We start from the raw sequence: 16467 nt of genomic DNA, 5'->3' as shown, positions 1-16467 counted from the left end.
CGCTCGCAACAATTCGGCGCCTACGAAGCCGCCGGTGGGTCTGCAGGCTCCTCTTCGGCACGAGAGCCCCGCATAGACCAGAACATGCCAACAAAGAAGATGACGAATCCGCAGGTTACGCCGATGTCAGCCACGTTGAAGGTGGGGAAATTGATAAATACGGTATCGATGAAGTCCACGACATAGCCCAAGGTAAACCGATCAAGGGCATTCCCCAGACCGCCCGCAACGATAAGAGCGAGACCCACCGTCTCCACGACCGAGGCGCGCTTGCCCGCCGTGAAGAGGTATACCGTCAACGCCACGCACACCACGGTGGACATGACGCCCAGGGCAAAGGTGGAGTCGTCGAACATACCCCACGCCGCGCCCGTATTGTGCACCAAGCGGAACTGCACCAACCCCAGGAAGGGACCCGCCACCACCTGGCCCACGGTAAACCCGTTGAAATAGGCTTTCGTGGCCATATCGAGGGCAAACCACAGCACCACAAGAGGCACGAAAATGGCAGCGTTTCGGCGGCGAAGACTCGATGCGCCGCCCGTCGCAGGGAGGGGCGTCCCACTCCCCTCCCGCTGGTGCGACGGCGTTGTTCTCTGCTGGTCAGTCACTTATTCCGCCTCGAAACCCAGAGCGTCCAGGGCGTTGCCACAGCGCTCGCAGACGTCGGGGTGATGCTCGTTGCCGCCCAAGGTGCGGATGTTCCAGCAGCGCGGGCACTTCTCGCCCTCGGCCACCGAAACCTCTATGGTCACTTCCTCATCGGGGCCCTCCCGGAAGGCTACGGAGGCTACGATGAAGAGCTCCTCGAACACCGCCGGGTCGAAGGCGGATGCCGTGGCCACCACGCCAGCTGGCGCCGTTACCACAAGAGCCGCCTCCTGGCTCTTGCCGATGATCTTATCGTTACGGGCATCTTCCAGCGCCTTGGTGACCACCTCGCGCACGGCCATCATCTCGCCGAAAGCCGCCACCTGCTCGCCGGCATCGGCAGGAAGAGCGGGGGCGAAGTCGCGCAGCGCGGGCCAGCCGGCCAGCTGTACCGACTCCTCGCGGCCGGGCAGGTTGCGGAACGCCGGCGGGTAGCACTCCCACACCTCGTCGGCGGTGAACGACAGGATGGGGCTCATAACGCGCACCAGCACCTCGAGGATGTTCATGAGCACCGTCTGCACGGCGCGGCGGCGCGGCGAGTTCGGCGCCTCGGCGTAGAGACGATCCTTCGTGACATCCATGTACACCGAAGACAGCTCGTTTACGTACTCATAGAGCGTGCGGTAGACACCGTTGTAACGGTAGTTTTCGTAGCCCGCCTCCACTTCGGCGAGTACCTCGGTCAAGCGCACGAGGGCCCATTGGTCGAGCGGCTCAAGCTCGTCCCAGGACTCCACCATGTTCTCGGGACCGAAATCGTTCAAGTTGCCCAGCAGGAAGCGGAAGGTGTTGCGGAAGCGACGGTAAGCGTCGGACACCTGCTTCAGAATGCCCTCGGAAATGGACACGTCCTGGGAGTAATCGCAGGAAGACACCCACAGGCGCAGAACATCCGCACCGAACTTGTCGCACATCTCCACCGGATCGATGCCGTTGCCCAGGGACTTGGACATCTTGCGGCCCTCTTCGTCAACGGTGAAGCCGCAGTGCATGACCGACTTGTAGGGCGGTACGCCGTAGGCGCCGATGGAAGTGAGCAGCGAGGACTGGAACCAGCCGCGGTGCTGGTCAGAGCCCTCCAGGTACATATCAGCCGGGAAGCGCAGGCCGTCCTCCTCGGAGCGGTGGCGGCACACGCTGGTGTGGCTGACACCGGACTCCCACCATACGTCGAGGATGTCCTTCTCGGGCACCAGGTCGGTGCAGCCGCACACTTCGCACTTGGTGCCGCGGGGCAGGTACTCGCTGGGCGCCTCGGTGAACCAGGCATCGGCGCCCTTCGTATTGAAGAGCTCGATGACCGCGTCGAAGGTTTCCTCGGTGGCCACGGTGCTGCCGCACTTCGCGCACTTGAACACGGGAATGGGCACGCCCCAGCTTCGCTGACGTGAGATGCACCAGTCGGGACGGTCGGCCACCATGGCGCCGATGCGGTTCTTCGCCCAGGCCGGCACCCAGGTTACCTCGGTGTTGATGGCGCGCAGGGCATCCTCGCGCAGGGAGTTCTTGTCCATGGACACGAACCACTGGTCCGTAGCGCGGAAGATGACGGGCTCGTGGCAGCGCCAGCAGTGCGGGTAAGAGTGGTTGATCTTCTTCTCGGCCACCAGGGTGCCCTGCTCGCGCAGCCAGTCGATGATGACCGGGTTGGCCTCATCGGTAGACAGGCCCGCGAACTGACCCGCTTCGTCGGTGAACACGCCGTTGTCGTCCACGGGCATGAGCAGCGGAATATCGAACTCCAGGGCCACCAGGTAGTCGTCCTGGCCATGGCCGGGGGCCGTGTGCACGGCACCGGTGCCCGTGTCGAGCGTGACGTGGTCGCCGTAGATGACGGTGCCCTTGATGTCGTGGCGGATGGGAGCAGTGTAGGTAAGGCCGAAGAGCTGCTTGCCCTTGATGGTCACCGGCTCGCCGGCGGCATCGGACACGAAGCCGTAATCCTCCCAGCCGGCCACCTCGGCCACCGTCTCCACCAGCTCTTTCGCCATGACCAGGTTGTCGCCATTCACCTGCACCATGACATAGTCGGCGTCGGGCGCCAGGGACACGGCGGTGTTCGCCGGCAGCGTCCAGGGCGTGGTGGTCCAGATGAGCACGTAGGCATCGCCCGCGGCCCCGTTGGCCTCGAAGATGCCCGGCACAGCGTCGAGCTTGAACTTCACGTAGATGGAGGGGGACACCTCGTCACCGTATTCGATTTCCGCCTCGGCCAGGGCCGTGTGGCAATGGGTGCACCAGTGGATGGGCTTGCGGCCGCGGTAGATGGAGCCCTTCAGGTACAGGTCCTTGAAGATTTCCACGTTGCCGGCCTCGTAGTTGGGAATGAAGGTGAGGTAGGGACGGTCCCACTCGGCGTTCACGCCCAGGCGCTTGAAGCCCTCGCGCTGGATGTCCACGAAGCGCTCCGCCCACTCGCGGCAGGCTTTGCGCAGCTCCGGCTGGGAGATCTCGGCCATCTTCTCGGGCCCCAAGGTAACTTCCACCATGTGCTCGATAGGCTGGCCGTGGCAGTCCCAGCCGGGCACATAGGGCGTGAAGTAGCCGCGCTGGGCGTGGCTTTTCACGACGAAGTCCTTGAGGATCTTGTTGAAGGAGTGACCGATGTGGATGGGGCCGTTGGCATAGGGCGGCCCGTCATGCAGGATGAAGGGCTTGCCGTCCTTGTTCTTCTCCAGGACGCGATGATACAGATCCTCCTGCTGCCATTTCTCCAAGCGCTTCGGCTCGTTCTGGGGCAGATTGCCGCGCATGGGGAAATCGGTCTCGGGCAGGTTCATGGTGTCTTTGTAACTGGTGGCCACGTTCACTCCCTCTTCGGTTCTTCTTCCAACGATGTTCTATGGCAGGGATGCCCAGGCATCCCCTTGTTTGCAACTGGTAAAGTATAAAGCAAGCACCCCACGCAAACCACCATTGCGCCCAGGGTGCGCGGAAAATCCGCGCCGATGGCACAGGCAATCGTTACAGGTTCGTCTCAAGGCCGCTCGGGATCGCGTGCCCTCGGCGGTTTCCGTCGACCTTTGGAGTAGAATACCGCCAGATCCAAGAAACGCAGCAGCGCCCCATCGTCCGAGAGGAGCGACCATGGCCTTCGCCATCGTCACCGATTCATCATCCAACCTTACCGAAGAGCTCATTGACGAGCTTGACCTGCACATTCTGCCTCTCACCTTCATGGTAGACGGTCAGGAGTTCCAAAGCTACCTGAAGGGCGAGAAAACCGACCTTTCCCAGTTCTATACCATGATGCGCGAGGGCAAGGTCATCACTACCTCGCTGCCGAACCTCAAAGCCTCCCGCGAGCTTATCGAGGGCTTGCTGAAAGAGGGCCAGGACGTTCTGTACCTGGGCTTTTCCAGTGGGCTTTCCGGCACCTATCAGGCCATCGAGCTCATCTTGGCAGAGCTGGCCGACCAGTACCCCGATCGCACCGTCATGGGCGTGGACACCTTGGCGGCCTCCATGGGCGAGGGCCTGCTGGTGTACTATGCCGCCCGTAAGCGCAACGAGGGCGCCTCCATCCAAGAAGTACGCGACTGGGTGGAAGAGCATAAGCTCCATCTGGCCCACTGGTTCACCGTGGACGATCTCATGTTCCTGTTCCGCGGCGGCCGCGTGTCGCGCACCAGCGCCTGGGCCGGCACCCTGCTCAACATCAAGCCGGTCATGCACGTGGACGACGAGGGGCACCTCATTCCCCTAGAGAAGGTGCGCGGGCGCAAGAAGTCGCTCAAGGCCCTGGTCGACCACATGGAGCAGACGGCCAACACCCCCGTGGCCGAGCAGACGGTGTTCATCAGCCACGGCGATTGCCTCGAGGATGCGCAGTACGTGGCCGATCTGGTGCGCGAGCGCTTCGGCGTCACCGACATTGTCATCAACTACGTAGACCCAGTGATTGGCGCCCACTCGGGCCCGGGCACCATGGCCCTGTTCTTCCTGGCCAGCGAGCGCTAAGACTTTTTTCTAGCCTGTCGGGGCGGCTACCGAGCCGCCCTTTTTTACGTCATCCATTCAGAACAGATGTTTTATGTTCTGCAGCGGTGCGCTACAATGCGCTCATGAGCGATAGCGAGAACATACTGCTCCCTCCCTGGGAGGGCCCGGCCATCCTGCTGGTGGACCTGGACGCCTTCTTCGCCTCAGTTGAGCAGCTCGATCACCCCGCTTGGCGCGGCAAACCCGTCATTGTGGGCGGCGATGCCGATGCGCGCGGCGTGGTGTCCACCTGTTCCTACGAAGCTCGGGCCTTCGGCGTGCGCAGCGCCATGGCCTCGGCCCTGGCGCGCCAGCTGTGCCCCGAAGCCATTTGGACCCGGGGCCATTTTCACCGCTACCGCGAAGTATCGGCTGCCATCATGGCCATCCTGCGCGACGAGACGCCCCATGTGCAGCAGGTTTCCATCGACGAGGCGTTCATGGACGTGAGTCCCACCGCGGTCAACACCGAGCACCCCGTGGCCATTGCCCGACGCATCCAGGATCGCGTCGCTGCCCTAGGCGTCACCTGCTCCATCGGCGTCGGGGTCAGCAAGTCCGTAGCGAAGATTGCCTCCGATCGCGACAAACCCCGCGGCCTGACGGTGGTGTATCCTGGCACCGAGCAGGCCTTTCTGGCACCGCTGCCCGTGCGCACCATGAGCGGTGTGGGAGCTGCCGCTGAGAAGGTGCTCAAGGCCCACGGCATTCGTACCTTGGGCGACCTGGCTGCCGCTGACACGGCCCTGCTCAAGCGCGTCTTCGGCAAGAACGGCGAGATGATGCGCGAGCGGGCCCTAGGGGCCGACCGTTCCCCCGTTGTCGTCGATGACGAGGTGAAGTCGGTATCCAACGAGGTCACCTTCGCTGAGGACCTCACTGATCGGGAAAGCATCGAAGCCGCCCTGGCCACCATCGCGGCCAAGGTGGGCCGACGTCTGCGGCGCAAAGGGCTTACCGGGCGCACTATTGCCATCAAAGTGCGCTACGACGACCGCTCGGTGCATTCCGTCCAGCGTCAGCTGCCCACCCCCACTGACGACGACTTGGCCTTCACTCCCGTCCTGCGCACCATGATCGACGATCTGTGGGAACCGGGCATGAAGATTCGCCTGCTGGGCGTTGCCGTCACCCATTTCGAAACCGAGGAAAACAGTCAGGAGTCCCTCTTCGACGCCTCGCTGTTCGACGCGTCCAAAGCCGATGAGGCCGCGCCGCTCATCGAGGACGACGTCAAACGCCGTCGCCTCATCGAGAACCTGGATGCCCTGCGCGACCGCTTTGGCGACGACACCGTGCGCTTCGGCTTTGAGCTACGCAACCAGGGCAACACCACGGGTTCCTCGTCCAAGAACGTCGAGGATTACAAGTAGCGAAGCCAATGGCCTCGAGCACCCCGGGCACCAAGAGCCGCAACTCGCAACTTCCTGGTTTACAATAGACGCATTCCCACCCAAGGAGGCAGCCATGGAAACCGTTCTGACTATCGATATCCGTAATACGCGCACCCGCATCGGTCTAGCGTGCGACGATACGCTGATCTCCCAGTGGGCCGTCCCCACCAACCCCGCTGACACCGCTGATAGTGCCGTGGCCTGCGTCCTGGCATTCTTCGACGCCCTTGAGCGCGGTCTGGCGCCGCTGGAGCCGAACGCACCAGCCACTATCGAGCTGGCCGAGGCCGCCCCTTTAGCTGACGGCGCCATCATTTCCTCGGTCTTCCCTACGCTTACCACCGTGTGGATCGAGGCGGCCCGGCGCCTCACCGGTGCGCGCCCCTTGACCGTCGGCCCCGGCCTCAAAACCGGCCTCAAGATGAACTTCGCCGATCCCACGGCCGTAGGCGCCGACCGCGTGGCCGAGATGGTGGCCGCCAAGACCACCTACGGATCCCCCGCTCTCGTCATCGACCTGGGCACCTCTACCACCTTCGAGCTGCTGGACAAGGAGGGAGCCTTCCGCGGCGGTATTATTGCCCCAGGCATGAACCTGGGGGCCGCGGCGCTGGCCCGTGGCGCCGCGCAGCTACCTGCCGTGGAAGTGCGGGCCCCGAAAACGCTGCTCGGCCGCACCACGGCCGAGGCCATGCAGGCAGGCATCGTTATGGGAGAAGTGGCCCGCATCGACGGCCTTATCGACATGATTTGGGCGGAAGCGGGCTACACCACGCCGCTCGTGCTCATCGGCCAGGGCGCCGAGGCCATCGCCGCTCTCATGACCCATCAGGCCACCGTCGACCAGACCCTTGCTTTGCGCGGCTTGCTGGAGCTCTACCAAGCGAACCGCCGTTAGAAATTCCGCGCCGTTAGTTGAACTTGAAGATCTTCTGAGCGATGTGGTAGCCCTTCAGACCGATCTTGCCGCCCAGCTCCGTAGGGAGATTCGTGCTGATGTTGAGCACATTGGTGCGCACGCGGCGATAGAGCGAGGGGTTTTGCTCCTTGAGGTAGTTCCAAATGTCCTTAAGGTCTTCCTCGTCCTGCTCTCCCCCGCGCATGCGCAGAAACACCGAGCAGATGCACATCATCATAGACAGATAGTTGCGCAGGTAGTGGCGCAGATGGCGGTTGCGCACCGCCTGGGGGTCCACATTGTCGATCATCTGGCGCGTGACCCGCAGCTGCTGGTCCATGCGGCCCATCATGACCTTCTCGTTCACCGACTGGTCCTCGCGGCCAATGAAGTAGCGGTAGGCGTCTACGTCGAAATAGCGCATGGTGCGCACGTACACCAGCGGCTCATAGACGAAGATGTTGTCCACGTAGAAGGTGTGCTCGGGCAGCTTGAGCCCCATTTTTCGAAGCATATCAGTGCGGTAGTACACCGAGTGCATGAGCAGGTACTGGGAGGGCAGGAAGGTGCCCACCTCGTCCCAGCCGAACTCGTAGCCCTCGGGGAAGACGTTGGTGTAGCCCATGACCTTCTGCACACCCTCGTCCACTTTCTCGTAGACGTAGTTGGCCACCACCATGTCACAGGGCACCGGGGCGTTCACTTGGGAGCGCAGATACTCCATGAGCGGCTGCATGGCCTCGGCATCGAGCCAGTCGTCGGAGTCGACCACCTTGTAGTAAAACCCCGTCGCATTCTCCAAGCCGGTGTTCACCGCGCCGCCATGGCCCTTGTTAGGCTGATGAATGGCGCGAATGATATCGGGGTATTCCGCCTGCCACCGATCGGCAATGGCCGCGGTATCGTCTTTGGTGGAGCCGTCATCGACGAGCAAAATCTCGATGTCGGTACCGCAGGCCAGAATGGACTCAACGCAATGGTCCATGTAAGCCGCGGAATTGTAGCAGGGCACAGCGAAGGTGATCGTCTTCATGAAGCCTCCTAGGATGCCTGAGTCGTCGCACCGCTGACAGCATCGACGGCCTCGGGGTCGAGCCCGTCGCAAAGGGCCAGAATGCGCTGAGAAGCCGTCAGGGCATCGTCGACCACCTTGTCCATATTGAAGTAGCGATACTCCGCCAAGCGGCCCAGCGGATGGAAGTTCGGCAGGGTGTCGGTCAGGCGACGGTAGCGCTCGTACAGCGCATCGTTGTCGTCGTTGATGATGGCATAGTAGGGAATCTGCGTGGCCGGATCCTCGTAAGCGCGCGAGTACTCCTTCATGATGGTGGTCTTGTCGCCGCGCTGGCCCGTGAGCCACTTGAACTCGGTGATGCGCGTGTAATCCTCCGTCACCGTGTAGTTCACCGTGCCGCAGGGCAGGTGGTAGTCCTCGTCGAAGGTCTCGTAGACGAAATCGAGGGAGCGGTAGGGCAAGCGGCCGAACCGACCGAGGAACAGCTCGTCCAGCGGCCCAGTGTACACGATCGGCCCCTCGAATTCGCGATCCTTAATACGGATTGCCTCCAGCGGCGCGTCCTCTTCGCGGCCCGAGAACACGAGCTCGAACACACTCTCGGCCTCGGTATTCAGGCAAACGGTAATACCCTCGTGACCCAGCATGTTCTCGAAGAGCCGCGTGTAGCCGTCCTCGGGCATGCCCTGGTAGGTGTCTTGGAAGTAGCGGTTGTCGCGGGACAGGAACACCGGCACGCGAGCCGTCACGGACGGATCCACCTCTTCGGGAGTAAGGCCCCACTGCTTCTGCGTGTAGTATAGAAAGACGTTCTGGTAGATGAAATCGGCCACTTCCTGCAGCTCGGGATCTTCCTGGGCGCGCAGCTCATTGATGGTGACTTTGCGCTCGTCACCGAAGGTGTCCACGAGCTTCTTGATAAGACGAGCTGCCTTCTCGTCGCCAAAGGCGATCTCCATAGAGTTCTTGTTGAAAGGCACGGGCATATAGGTGCCGAACCAGTCGGCCAGCACGCAATGCTGGTAGGAGGACATGGCCGAGAAGCGCTTGAGGTACTCGTAGGCGCGCTGGCTGTTCGTATGGAAGATGTGGGGGCCGTAGCGGTGCACCAGGATGCCCGCCTCATCGTATTCGTCGTACATGTTGCCGGCGATATGGGCGCGCTTCTCGATGACAAGCACCTTCATGCCGCCCTGTTCGGCCAGCTCACGGGCCGTCACAGCACCAGCGAAGCCGGAGCCCACCACCACGGCATCGTAGTCGTCAATAGCGATATCGCGAAAATCGGCATAGTTCACTGCCATAAGGGCTCTCCCCCTGTTGTTAGCCTGCCAGCACAGCGCCTTACCGGCGCCGCCTTGTTCAAATCCGAAGGATATTTTACCGAGTCAGGTCTGATGATGAAGAAGGTTCACATACAAACCGAATATATGAACCTACGGGGCGATGTCTCCGCTTGCGACGGTTGTCCACCCGCTATCATAAAGACATGCCATCCGCTTAAGGAGAAAGGACCCGTGCATGAGCGCATTTCTCGACACCATGATCGCCCAGGCCAAAGCCGACAAGAAGACCATCGTCCTGCCGGAGGGCAACGACGTGCGCACCCTTCAGGCCGCCGAGAAAATTCTCGCCGACAACCTGGCCGACCTCATCATCCTCGGCAACGTGGACGACATTGCCGCTGCAGGCTACAACCTGGAAGGCGCCCGCATTATCGACCCCTTGACCTCCGATATGCGCGAAGGCTACGCCGAGAAGCTGGCTGAGCTGCGCAAGGCCAAGGGCATGACCGTCGAGGACGCCCTGGCCCTTATGGACAATGAGCTCTACTTCGGCATGATGATGGTGAAGGACGGCGAAGCCGACGGTCTCGTATCCGGCGCCTGCCACTCCACCGGCGACGTGCTGCGCCCTGCCCTGCAAATCTTGAAAACGGCCCCCGGCGCTCAGATGGTCAGCTCCTTCTTCGTCATGAACGTGCCTAACTGCGACCTGGGTCACAACGGCACCTTCCTGTTCAGCGACTGCGGCCTGGAGGTTCAGCCCGACGCCGATCGCCTGGCCCAAATTGCCATCAACGCCGAGAAAGCCTGGCGCTCGCTTATCGACGACGCCGATCCGGTCATCGCCATGCTCTCCCACTCCTCCTACGGCTCCGCGAAGAACGACGACGCCAACAAGGTGGTGGAGGCTACGGCGAAGGTGAAAGAACTGGCGCCCGAGCTGGTGGTCGACGGCGAGCTGCAGCTGGACGCCGCCATCGTGCCGGAAATCGGCGCCGCCAAGGCCCCCGAGTCCGCCGTGGCCGGCCGCGCTAACGTCCTGGTGTTCCCCGACATCGACGCCGGCAACATCGGCTACAAGCTGGTGCAGCGCCTGGCCAACGCCGAAGCTTACGGCCCCATCCTCCAGGGCATCGCAGCCCCGGTAAACGACCTGTCCCGCGGTTGCTCGGCCGACGACATCGTAGGCGTGGTGGCCATCACGGCAGTGCAGGCGCAGAACAAGTAACTGCTGGCAATGCCCTGTTAGCGTCTGCTGAGAGCGGGTGCCGCTTGTCCGGTCGGACGGGGCCGGGGGCTCCTTCCGGGGAGCCGCTTCGCTACCTCGCCTTCGGCTCGGGCGCTGCGCTCCCTCATGCATTAACTTTGGAGGCTCTTCGAGCCTCCTTTTCTTTTGGTGTTCAGACACCCCGGCAGGAGCCCCCGGTCCCGTTCGGCCTACTTTTCCGCAACCAACAAAAAAGACCCCGAAGGGTCTCTTAAGCAAATTAAAACCTAGGTTCGCCTAAGGAAATCAGCGAGGGTCCGACAGGTGCCTGGAATTGCCCCGCCTTTCGCCCAAGCGTACTTCGGTACGCACCGTGGCGAAAACAAGGGGCAAGGCCAGGTGCCTGTCGGAACCGCAGCGTCGGCGTGAACGTCGTTGCGTTAGCAACGGCGGAACATCAAAGACCCATACCGTCTTCTTTGACAAGCTGGTAGGTATCGCGGGCGATCATATATTCTTCGTTAGTGGGGATGACCACGATGCGTACGGCGGAATCGTCGGTGGAGATTTCGCGCTCGTGGCCGCGCAGCTTGTTCTTCTCAAGATCGATCTTGATGCCCAGGGGCTGCAAGCCGGCGAAAATCATACGGCGCATCTTGTCGCAGTTCTCGCCCACGCCAGCCGTGAGCACGATGGCGTCGACGCCGCCCATGACGGCGATGTACTGGCCGATGTACTTCTTCACGGAGTTCGAGTACATATCGTAGGCCAGCTGGGCGCGCTCGTCGCCCTCTTCCGAAGCCTGACGCACGCTGCGCAGGTCGTTTGAAATGCCGGAGATGCCCAGCAGGCCGCTCTTCTTGTTCATGAGGTCGTTGACCTCGGCCGTGGTGAGATTCTCCTTCTCCATGATGAAGGGGACGATGGCCGGATCGACGGCACCGCAGCGCGTGCCCATCATGAGGCCGTCGAGCGGCGTAAGACCCATGGACGTATCCACGGCCACGCCGTGATCGATGGCGGAAATGGAGCAGCCGTTGCCCAGATGGCAGGTGATGAGTTTCAGATCCTCCAGCGGCTCGTCCATGAAGGCGGCGGCACGCTCGGAGATGTAGCGATGGCTGGTGCCGTGAGCGCCGTACTTGCGAATGGCGTGCTTCTCGTACAGCTCGTAGGGAAGCGGGTACATAAACGCTTTCGGCGGAATGGACTGGAAGAACGAGGTGTCGAACACCGCCACCATGGGCTTGCCGGGCATCTGTTGCTTGCAAGCCTCGATGCCCATAAGCGCGGCTTTGTTGTGCAAGGGAGCCAGTTCGGCCAGCTCGTCGATTTTGGCGATGACGTCGTCGTCGATGAGTACCGAGCGATCGAAGTACTTGCCGCCCTGCACAACGCGGTGGCCAATGGCGTCGATCTCGTCGAGAGAGTCGATGGCCTTAGTCGAGCCCGAGGTGAGCGCCTCCAGCACCAACGCCATGGCGGCATTGTGATCGGGCATGGGAGTGTCGTGCACTACTTCGTTCTCGTCGATGCCATGCTTGTGGAAGGCCTCATGGGAACCGACACGCTCGCAGATGCCTTTGGCGAGGACGTCTTGAGTTTCGACGTTGATGAGCTGGTACTTCAAAGACGAGGAACCAGCATTGATGACGAGGACGTTCACTGACTTACCTCCTAATCATGAGTATTAGATCATTGTAGGAGGAAGCCGCAGGCGAAGCAGGGCGCAGCGCGGGGGTTTCGGCGAATGGAGCCCCGCTCGCCGATTATGTTACGAGAGCGTGGTGTCCTGGGTCTCGTCGTCGGGAGCGACCACCAGCTCGCCCATCAGCACCTCAACCTGCTGTTCGGCGGCGTTCAGGCGCTTTTGCAGCGAACCCAAGAGCGCCACCCCGCGCTCATAGCGGGCCAAGCTGTCTTCCAGCTCCAGCGTGTTGCTTTCCAAAACAGCCACAATGGCCTCCAACTCGTCAAGGGCCGCACGAAAGCTGAGCTCCTCGACGGGCACCAAGGCGACTGTCGACTCTTCGATACTCTCGGTCATAATCATCCTTTCACTTCTACGATTGGGCAGGATCCGGCTGAACCTCGTCCACCGTGCACTTGATGGCGCCATCGGCCACGGTTACCGACAAGGGGTCTCCCGAGGTCACTTGCGTTGTCGAACGCACCACCACTCCCCCTTCGGTGCGCGCAATGGCATAGCCGCGGCTGAGCACCGTCAAGGGCGAGAGATCGTGCAGGCGCGCCGCAGAGAGCGCAACTGCCGCACGGAAGCGCTCGGGAAGCGCCTCCCCCTGGTAGAGCAAGCGCCGCTGCGCCTCGGCGGTGCGCTGACGCGCAGGGCCGCACAGTGACGGCCCCAAGCGCTCGAGCGCGCGATGGGCTTGCTGAAGGCGCTGGCCATCCTCGCGCAGCGCTGCCGGCAACGCCGAGGTCAAGCGTCCCGCCAAATCGTCCAAGGCCAGCGCCTCGGCATCGAACAGACGCTGGGGCTCGCGGAATACCGGCAGGGAGGCTACCCGCTCCAGCCGCAAGCCCAATTGGTCAAGACGCCGTTGCTGAGCATTATGGAGCCGCGCTGCCAGGGCATCCAGGCGCGCCGTTATCTGCTCGACAGCGGGAGCCACGGCCTCAGCAGCGGCCGTGGGCGTAGAAGCGCGCACATCGGCCACCATGTCGGCAATGGAGGTGTCGGGCTCATGCCCGATGCCCGTAATAACCGGCACGGGACAGGCGGCGATAGTGCGAGCCAGGCGCCGATCGTTGAAGGGCATGAGATCCTCGAACGAGCCGCCGCCGCGCACCAAAAGCACCACTTCGGCCCCCGAGAACACCACTTTGGCCAAGCCGTCTACCAAAGCATTGGCCGCACCCGGGCCTTCCACGGGCACGCCTGCGAACAAGATGCGCGCCAAGGGGTAGCGGCGGCGCAGCGTGCGCAACACATCGTGAACCGCCGCCCCGCGCGGTGACGTGACCAAGCCGATGGTTTGCGGATAGGCTGGCAGCGGCCGCTTGCGCGCCGCATCCATAAGGCCGGCCGCCTCCAGCTCGCGGGCAAGATTGGCCACTTGCAAACGGAGCTGCCCCTCGCCGGCCAGGGCGATGGAGAACACGTCGAAGTTCATACGCCCCTTGGCCGCGTAGAGCGAGAAGCGGCCCGTCATCTCCACCAGCGCCCCCACCGTCAGCGGCACCCCGGCGGCACGATAGCGGTTCATCCACATCATGCAGGGCAGCGACGCCTTCTCGTCCTTGACGGTAAAGTACACCGCCTTGTAGCCGGGCTTGTCGTTCACTTCGGAGACTTCGCCCACAAGGCGCACGACCACGGACTCAAGGGCGTCCTTCGCCATGCCCATGGCCGCAGAAACCGAAAGGGCCGCCTCGGCGTCCCCTTCAGCAGCGCCTCCGGAAGGCGCAGTTTCATACTCGGTTTCGGCGCGCGTCAAAGCTCGTTACTCCTGACGCTGGCCGAGCAGCCACAGCAGCTGCAGGATAGAGGTAAGCGCTGCCGCCAGATAAGTGAAGGCGCAGGCCCGCAGTACGTCGAAGGCGCCTTTGCGCTCCTGGGCCGGCAGGCCGATTTGACCCATATAGGCCATAGCGCGCTGAGAGGCGTTGAACTCCACCGGCAGCGTAACGAGCTGGAAGAGCACCACCACGGCGTACATGACAATGGCCAAGGTAGTAAGGCCCGCCAAATTCAGCACAATGCCCGCCAGCAGCAGGAACATCCAAGCGTTGGAGGCCAAGTTGACCGCCGGCACGATGGCCCCGCGGATTTTCATGGGCGTGTAGTCCTGGGCGTACTGGCAGGCATGGCCCACCTCGTGGCACGCCGTGGCCGTGGCCGTAATGGTGCGCCCGTCATAGGCCTCGGGCGAAAGGGTGACCGAGTTGCTGCGCGGGTCGAAGTAATCCTGCCCCGGGCCGCCACGGAAAATCTGCACGTTGGTGATGCCGTAATAGGCAAGCATTTGGCGGGCCGCCTCGGCTCCGGTAATGCCCGTGGAATTGGCCACGTGGCTGTAGGTTTTCAGTTTGTGGTTGACGTACCACTGGGCGCCCATGCCGATGATCAAGGTGACCACGATGAGCATCAAGTAGCTGTTACTGATCATATGCTGTACTCCTCACATACCGTGCTCTAATTTGGGAGCCATTATAAACAAGTGTTCGAAGGACGAGCCAGCCCTTGGGCGAATACGTGAAAGATACGTAACCCGCACCGCTTCACAAACCTTTAGCGAGCGATGGGAGAAACTACCAAGCCGTCGGGCCCCAGAGACAGAGCGAGCCGCCCGGCCAGCAGCTCCAGCAGCTCCTCCCCCACCATGGCGCGGCGCCACCCCTTCAGCACGTCGGCCTGATCGGTGTAGCCCCGGGCCACCAGGGAAAGTTCGCTGCGTCCGGCCAACGTCTGCATCGCGATATCGTTTTCCTTGGCGCGCTGGCGCACCAGCGCCTCCATAAGATCGACCTGGGCATCGACGTTCGGCTCGCTTTTGAGCGCCTTGTCGAGCTCGGGCCACTGATCGGCCGGAAGGTCGAGGCCCGTGACGATTTCGGCAACGACGGCCCGCGCGTCTCGTGTGCTCAAGCGCTCGCGCACCCCGCGCACCATGAACAGCTCGTCGATGGTGCGCGCTTCACGGCGGCACGCCTCTACCATCTGCTCGTCAGTGAGAATCCACTTGCGCGGCAGATCGCGCTGCTGGGCGGTCACCTCGCGCCACGTGGCCACTTCGCGTGCCGCTGAAAGCTGCCGGCGGCTCAGCTGCCCCACGCGCTTGAGACGCTTGAAGCGCTGACGCACATCGATCACGTAGTTCGCCGGGTCGGCCATGGCGGCAAAGTCGTTGTCGAGCCAGGCCAAGCGCCCTTTTGCCTCGAGCCGCTCCACCATAATGCGGTACATGCGCGGCAGGTACACCACGTCGTCGGCCGCGTAATCAAGCTGAGAGGCCGACAGGGGACGCCGCGACCAATCGGTAAACGAATCGCTTTTCTTAAGGGCCACGCCGCAGAGGCTGTGCACGAGCGGCCCATAGCCAATCTGCAGCGTGTGACCCAGCAGCGCCGCCGCTACCTGGGTGTCGAACAATGGCGCGGGCAGCACGCCCAATTCGCGATGAAGGATCTCGAGGTCTTGATGACCCGCGTGGAAGAGCTTCATGATGGACGGGTCTTCCAGCAAAGGAACGATGACCATAAGGTCGTCAACGGCAAAGGGATCGACGATAGCCACTTCGGTGTCGGTAGCCAGCTGCAGCAGGCACAGCTTCGCGTAATATGTCTTCTCCCGCAGGAACTCGGTATCAATGGCCAGCACCGAGGACGAAGTCGCGCGCCGCACAAAAGCATCGAGGTTTTCTTGGTTCGAAATGTATTCCACCGTCGTCCTTCTCTGGAATAAGTTCGGTTGTAGTACCATCCCATGATAACAAGGGAAAGGAATTCTGTGAAACTGCTCATCATTAATAATCTGTCATCGGGCTTCGGCGATGGAGCGATTTACGACTTCATGCGCTCCTTCAACCGCGACGGTGACGAGATCGTGGTGCGCTCCACAGGGGGCGCTACCGACCTGCGCACCTTCCTCCACGACGCCGAGCACTTCGACGCCGTTGTGGCCGCCGGCGGAGACGGCACCGTGGCCTCGGTTGCCTACGTGCTGGCCGAAACCGGCATCCCCGTCCTTCCCTTCCCCGCCGGCACCGCCAACTTGCTGGCCTCGAACCTGGCCTCTCCGGCCGAGCCCCATGCTTTGGCGAAGATGATGCGCGAAGAACGGCTCATGGATTTCGACCTGGGCGAAATCTCATTGGAGGACGGGCGTACCTACGGTTTCTCGCTCATGGCCGGCGCTGGCTACGATGCCACCATCATGGAAGGGGCCGTGGCCGCGAAGAAGCTGCTGGGGCCCATGGCGTACTTCACGGCGGCCTTCTCCAACCCTGCGCCGCAGTTCTCGCAGATCGGAAGAGCGTCGTGTAGGGAAAGAGTGTAGGCTATAGTGTAGA

General features: G+C 62.3%; 13 protein-coding genes. 4 read left to right on the top strand and 9 right to left on the bottom strand.

Translation table 11 applies throughout. From position 1 onward, the window contains the following. Positions 1-20 precede the first annotated feature (20 nt). Both lspA and ileS read right to left on the bottom strand, forming a co-directional pair. The gene (lspA, locus tag QZ307_RS03160; protein ID WP_295995735.1) at positions 21-611 is read right to left on the bottom strand and encodes a signal peptidase II; all 591 of its coding nucleotides are present in this window, start codon (positions 609-611) and stop codon (positions 21-23) included. Next, positions 612-3458 (bottom strand): isoleucine--tRNA ligase, encoded by a 2847-nt coding sequence (ileS, locus tag QZ307_RS03155; protein WP_295995733.1) that lies wholly within the window; start codon positions 3456-3458, stop codon positions 612-614. It lies immediately after the preceding gene. 283 nt (positions 3459-3741) lie between these two features. On the opposite strand from ileS, the gene QZ307_RS03150 reads away from it, so the two are divergent. The 3 genes from QZ307_RS03150 to QZ307_RS03140 all read left to right on the top strand — a co-directional run bounded on the left by QZ307_RS03150 (position 3742) and on the right by QZ307_RS03140 (position 6927). After that, the gene (locus tag QZ307_RS03150) at positions 3742-4614 is read left to right on the top strand and encodes a DegV family protein (protein WP_295995729.1); all 873 of its coding nucleotides are present in this window, start codon (positions 3742-3744) and stop codon (positions 4612-4614) included. A 104-nt stretch (positions 4615-4718) separates the two neighbouring features. Beyond that, the gene (dinB, locus tag QZ307_RS03145) at positions 4719-6008 is read left to right on the top strand and encodes a DNA polymerase IV (RefSeq protein WP_295995726.1); all 1290 of its coding nucleotides are present in this window, start codon (positions 4719-4721) and stop codon (positions 6006-6008) included. A gap of 94 nt (positions 6009-6102) precedes the next feature. Then, the gene (locus tag QZ307_RS03140) at positions 6103-6927 is read left to right on the top strand and encodes a type III pantothenate kinase (RefSeq protein ID WP_295995723.1); all 825 of its coding nucleotides are present in this window, start codon (positions 6103-6105) and stop codon (positions 6925-6927) included. A 13-nt stretch (positions 6928-6940) separates the two neighbouring features. Here the strand turns inward: QZ307_RS03140 and QZ307_RS03135 are convergent, their stop codons facing one another. Together QZ307_RS03135 and glf are read right to left on the bottom strand one after the other, a co-directional pair. After that, complete coding sequence (locus QZ307_RS03135) at positions 6941-7960, bottom strand: glycosyltransferase family A protein (RefSeq protein ID WP_295995720.1); 1020 nt, start codon at positions 7958-7960, stop codon at positions 6941-6943. 8 nt (positions 7961-7968) lie between these two features. Further along, positions 7969-9246, bottom strand: a complete 1278-nt coding sequence (gene glf / locus QZ307_RS03130) for a UDP-galactopyranose mutase (protein WP_295995717.1) — start codon at positions 9244-9246, stop codon at positions 7969-7971. 217 nt (positions 9247-9463) lie between these two features. Between glf and pta the strand changes: the two genes are divergently transcribed. Then, the gene (gene pta, locus QZ307_RS03125) at positions 9464-10456 is read left to right on the top strand and encodes a phosphate acetyltransferase (RefSeq protein WP_295995713.1); all 993 of its coding nucleotides are present in this window, start codon (positions 9464-9466) and stop codon (positions 10454-10456) included. 436 nt (positions 10457-10892) lie between these two features. On the opposite strand, the gene QZ307_RS03120 is transcribed toward pta, so the two are convergent. The 5 genes from QZ307_RS03120 to rnd form a co-directional block, all read right to left on the bottom strand. Continuing rightward, positions 10893-12101, bottom strand: a complete 1209-nt coding sequence (locus QZ307_RS03120) for an acetate kinase (RefSeq protein WP_295995711.1) — start codon at positions 12099-12101, stop codon at positions 10893-10895. 108 nt (positions 12102-12209) lie between these two features. Then, positions 12210-12482 carry an exodeoxyribonuclease VII small subunit gene (gene xseB / locus QZ307_RS03115; protein WP_295995708.1) on the bottom strand — a complete coding sequence of 91 codons (273 nt, stop codon included), beginning with the start codon at positions 12480-12482 and terminating at the stop codon, positions 12210-12212. Positions 12483-12498: 16 nt separating this feature from the next. Beyond that, entirely contained in the window at positions 12499-13893 is a 1395-nt protein-coding gene (gene xseA, locus QZ307_RS03110) for an exodeoxyribonuclease VII large subunit (RefSeq protein ID WP_295995705.1), read from the bottom strand. Positions 13894-13899: 6 nt separating this feature from the next. Then, on the bottom strand, positions 13900-14565 hold the full coding sequence (locus QZ307_RS03105; protein ID WP_295995702.1) for a zinc metallopeptidase: 666 nt from the start codon (positions 14563-14565) through the stop codon (positions 13900-13902). A gap of 122 nt (positions 14566-14687) precedes the next feature. Continuing rightward, positions 14688-15839, bottom strand: coding sequence for a ribonuclease D (gene rnd, locus QZ307_RS03100; RefSeq protein WP_295995698.1), 1152 nt, complete (start codon positions 15837-15839; stop codon positions 14688-14690). Positions 15840-16467 lie beyond the last annotated feature (628 nt).

The sequence above is a fragment of the uncultured Adlercreutzia sp. genome (genome assembly GCA_910585575.1).
In the GTDB taxonomy this organism is placed as follows: Bacteria; Actinomycetota; Coriobacteriia; order Coriobacteriales; family Eggerthellaceae; genus Adlercreutzia.
The sequence above is the reverse complement of the archived record's forward strand: the minus strand, read 5'-3'. Positions and strand labels throughout refer to the sequence as shown.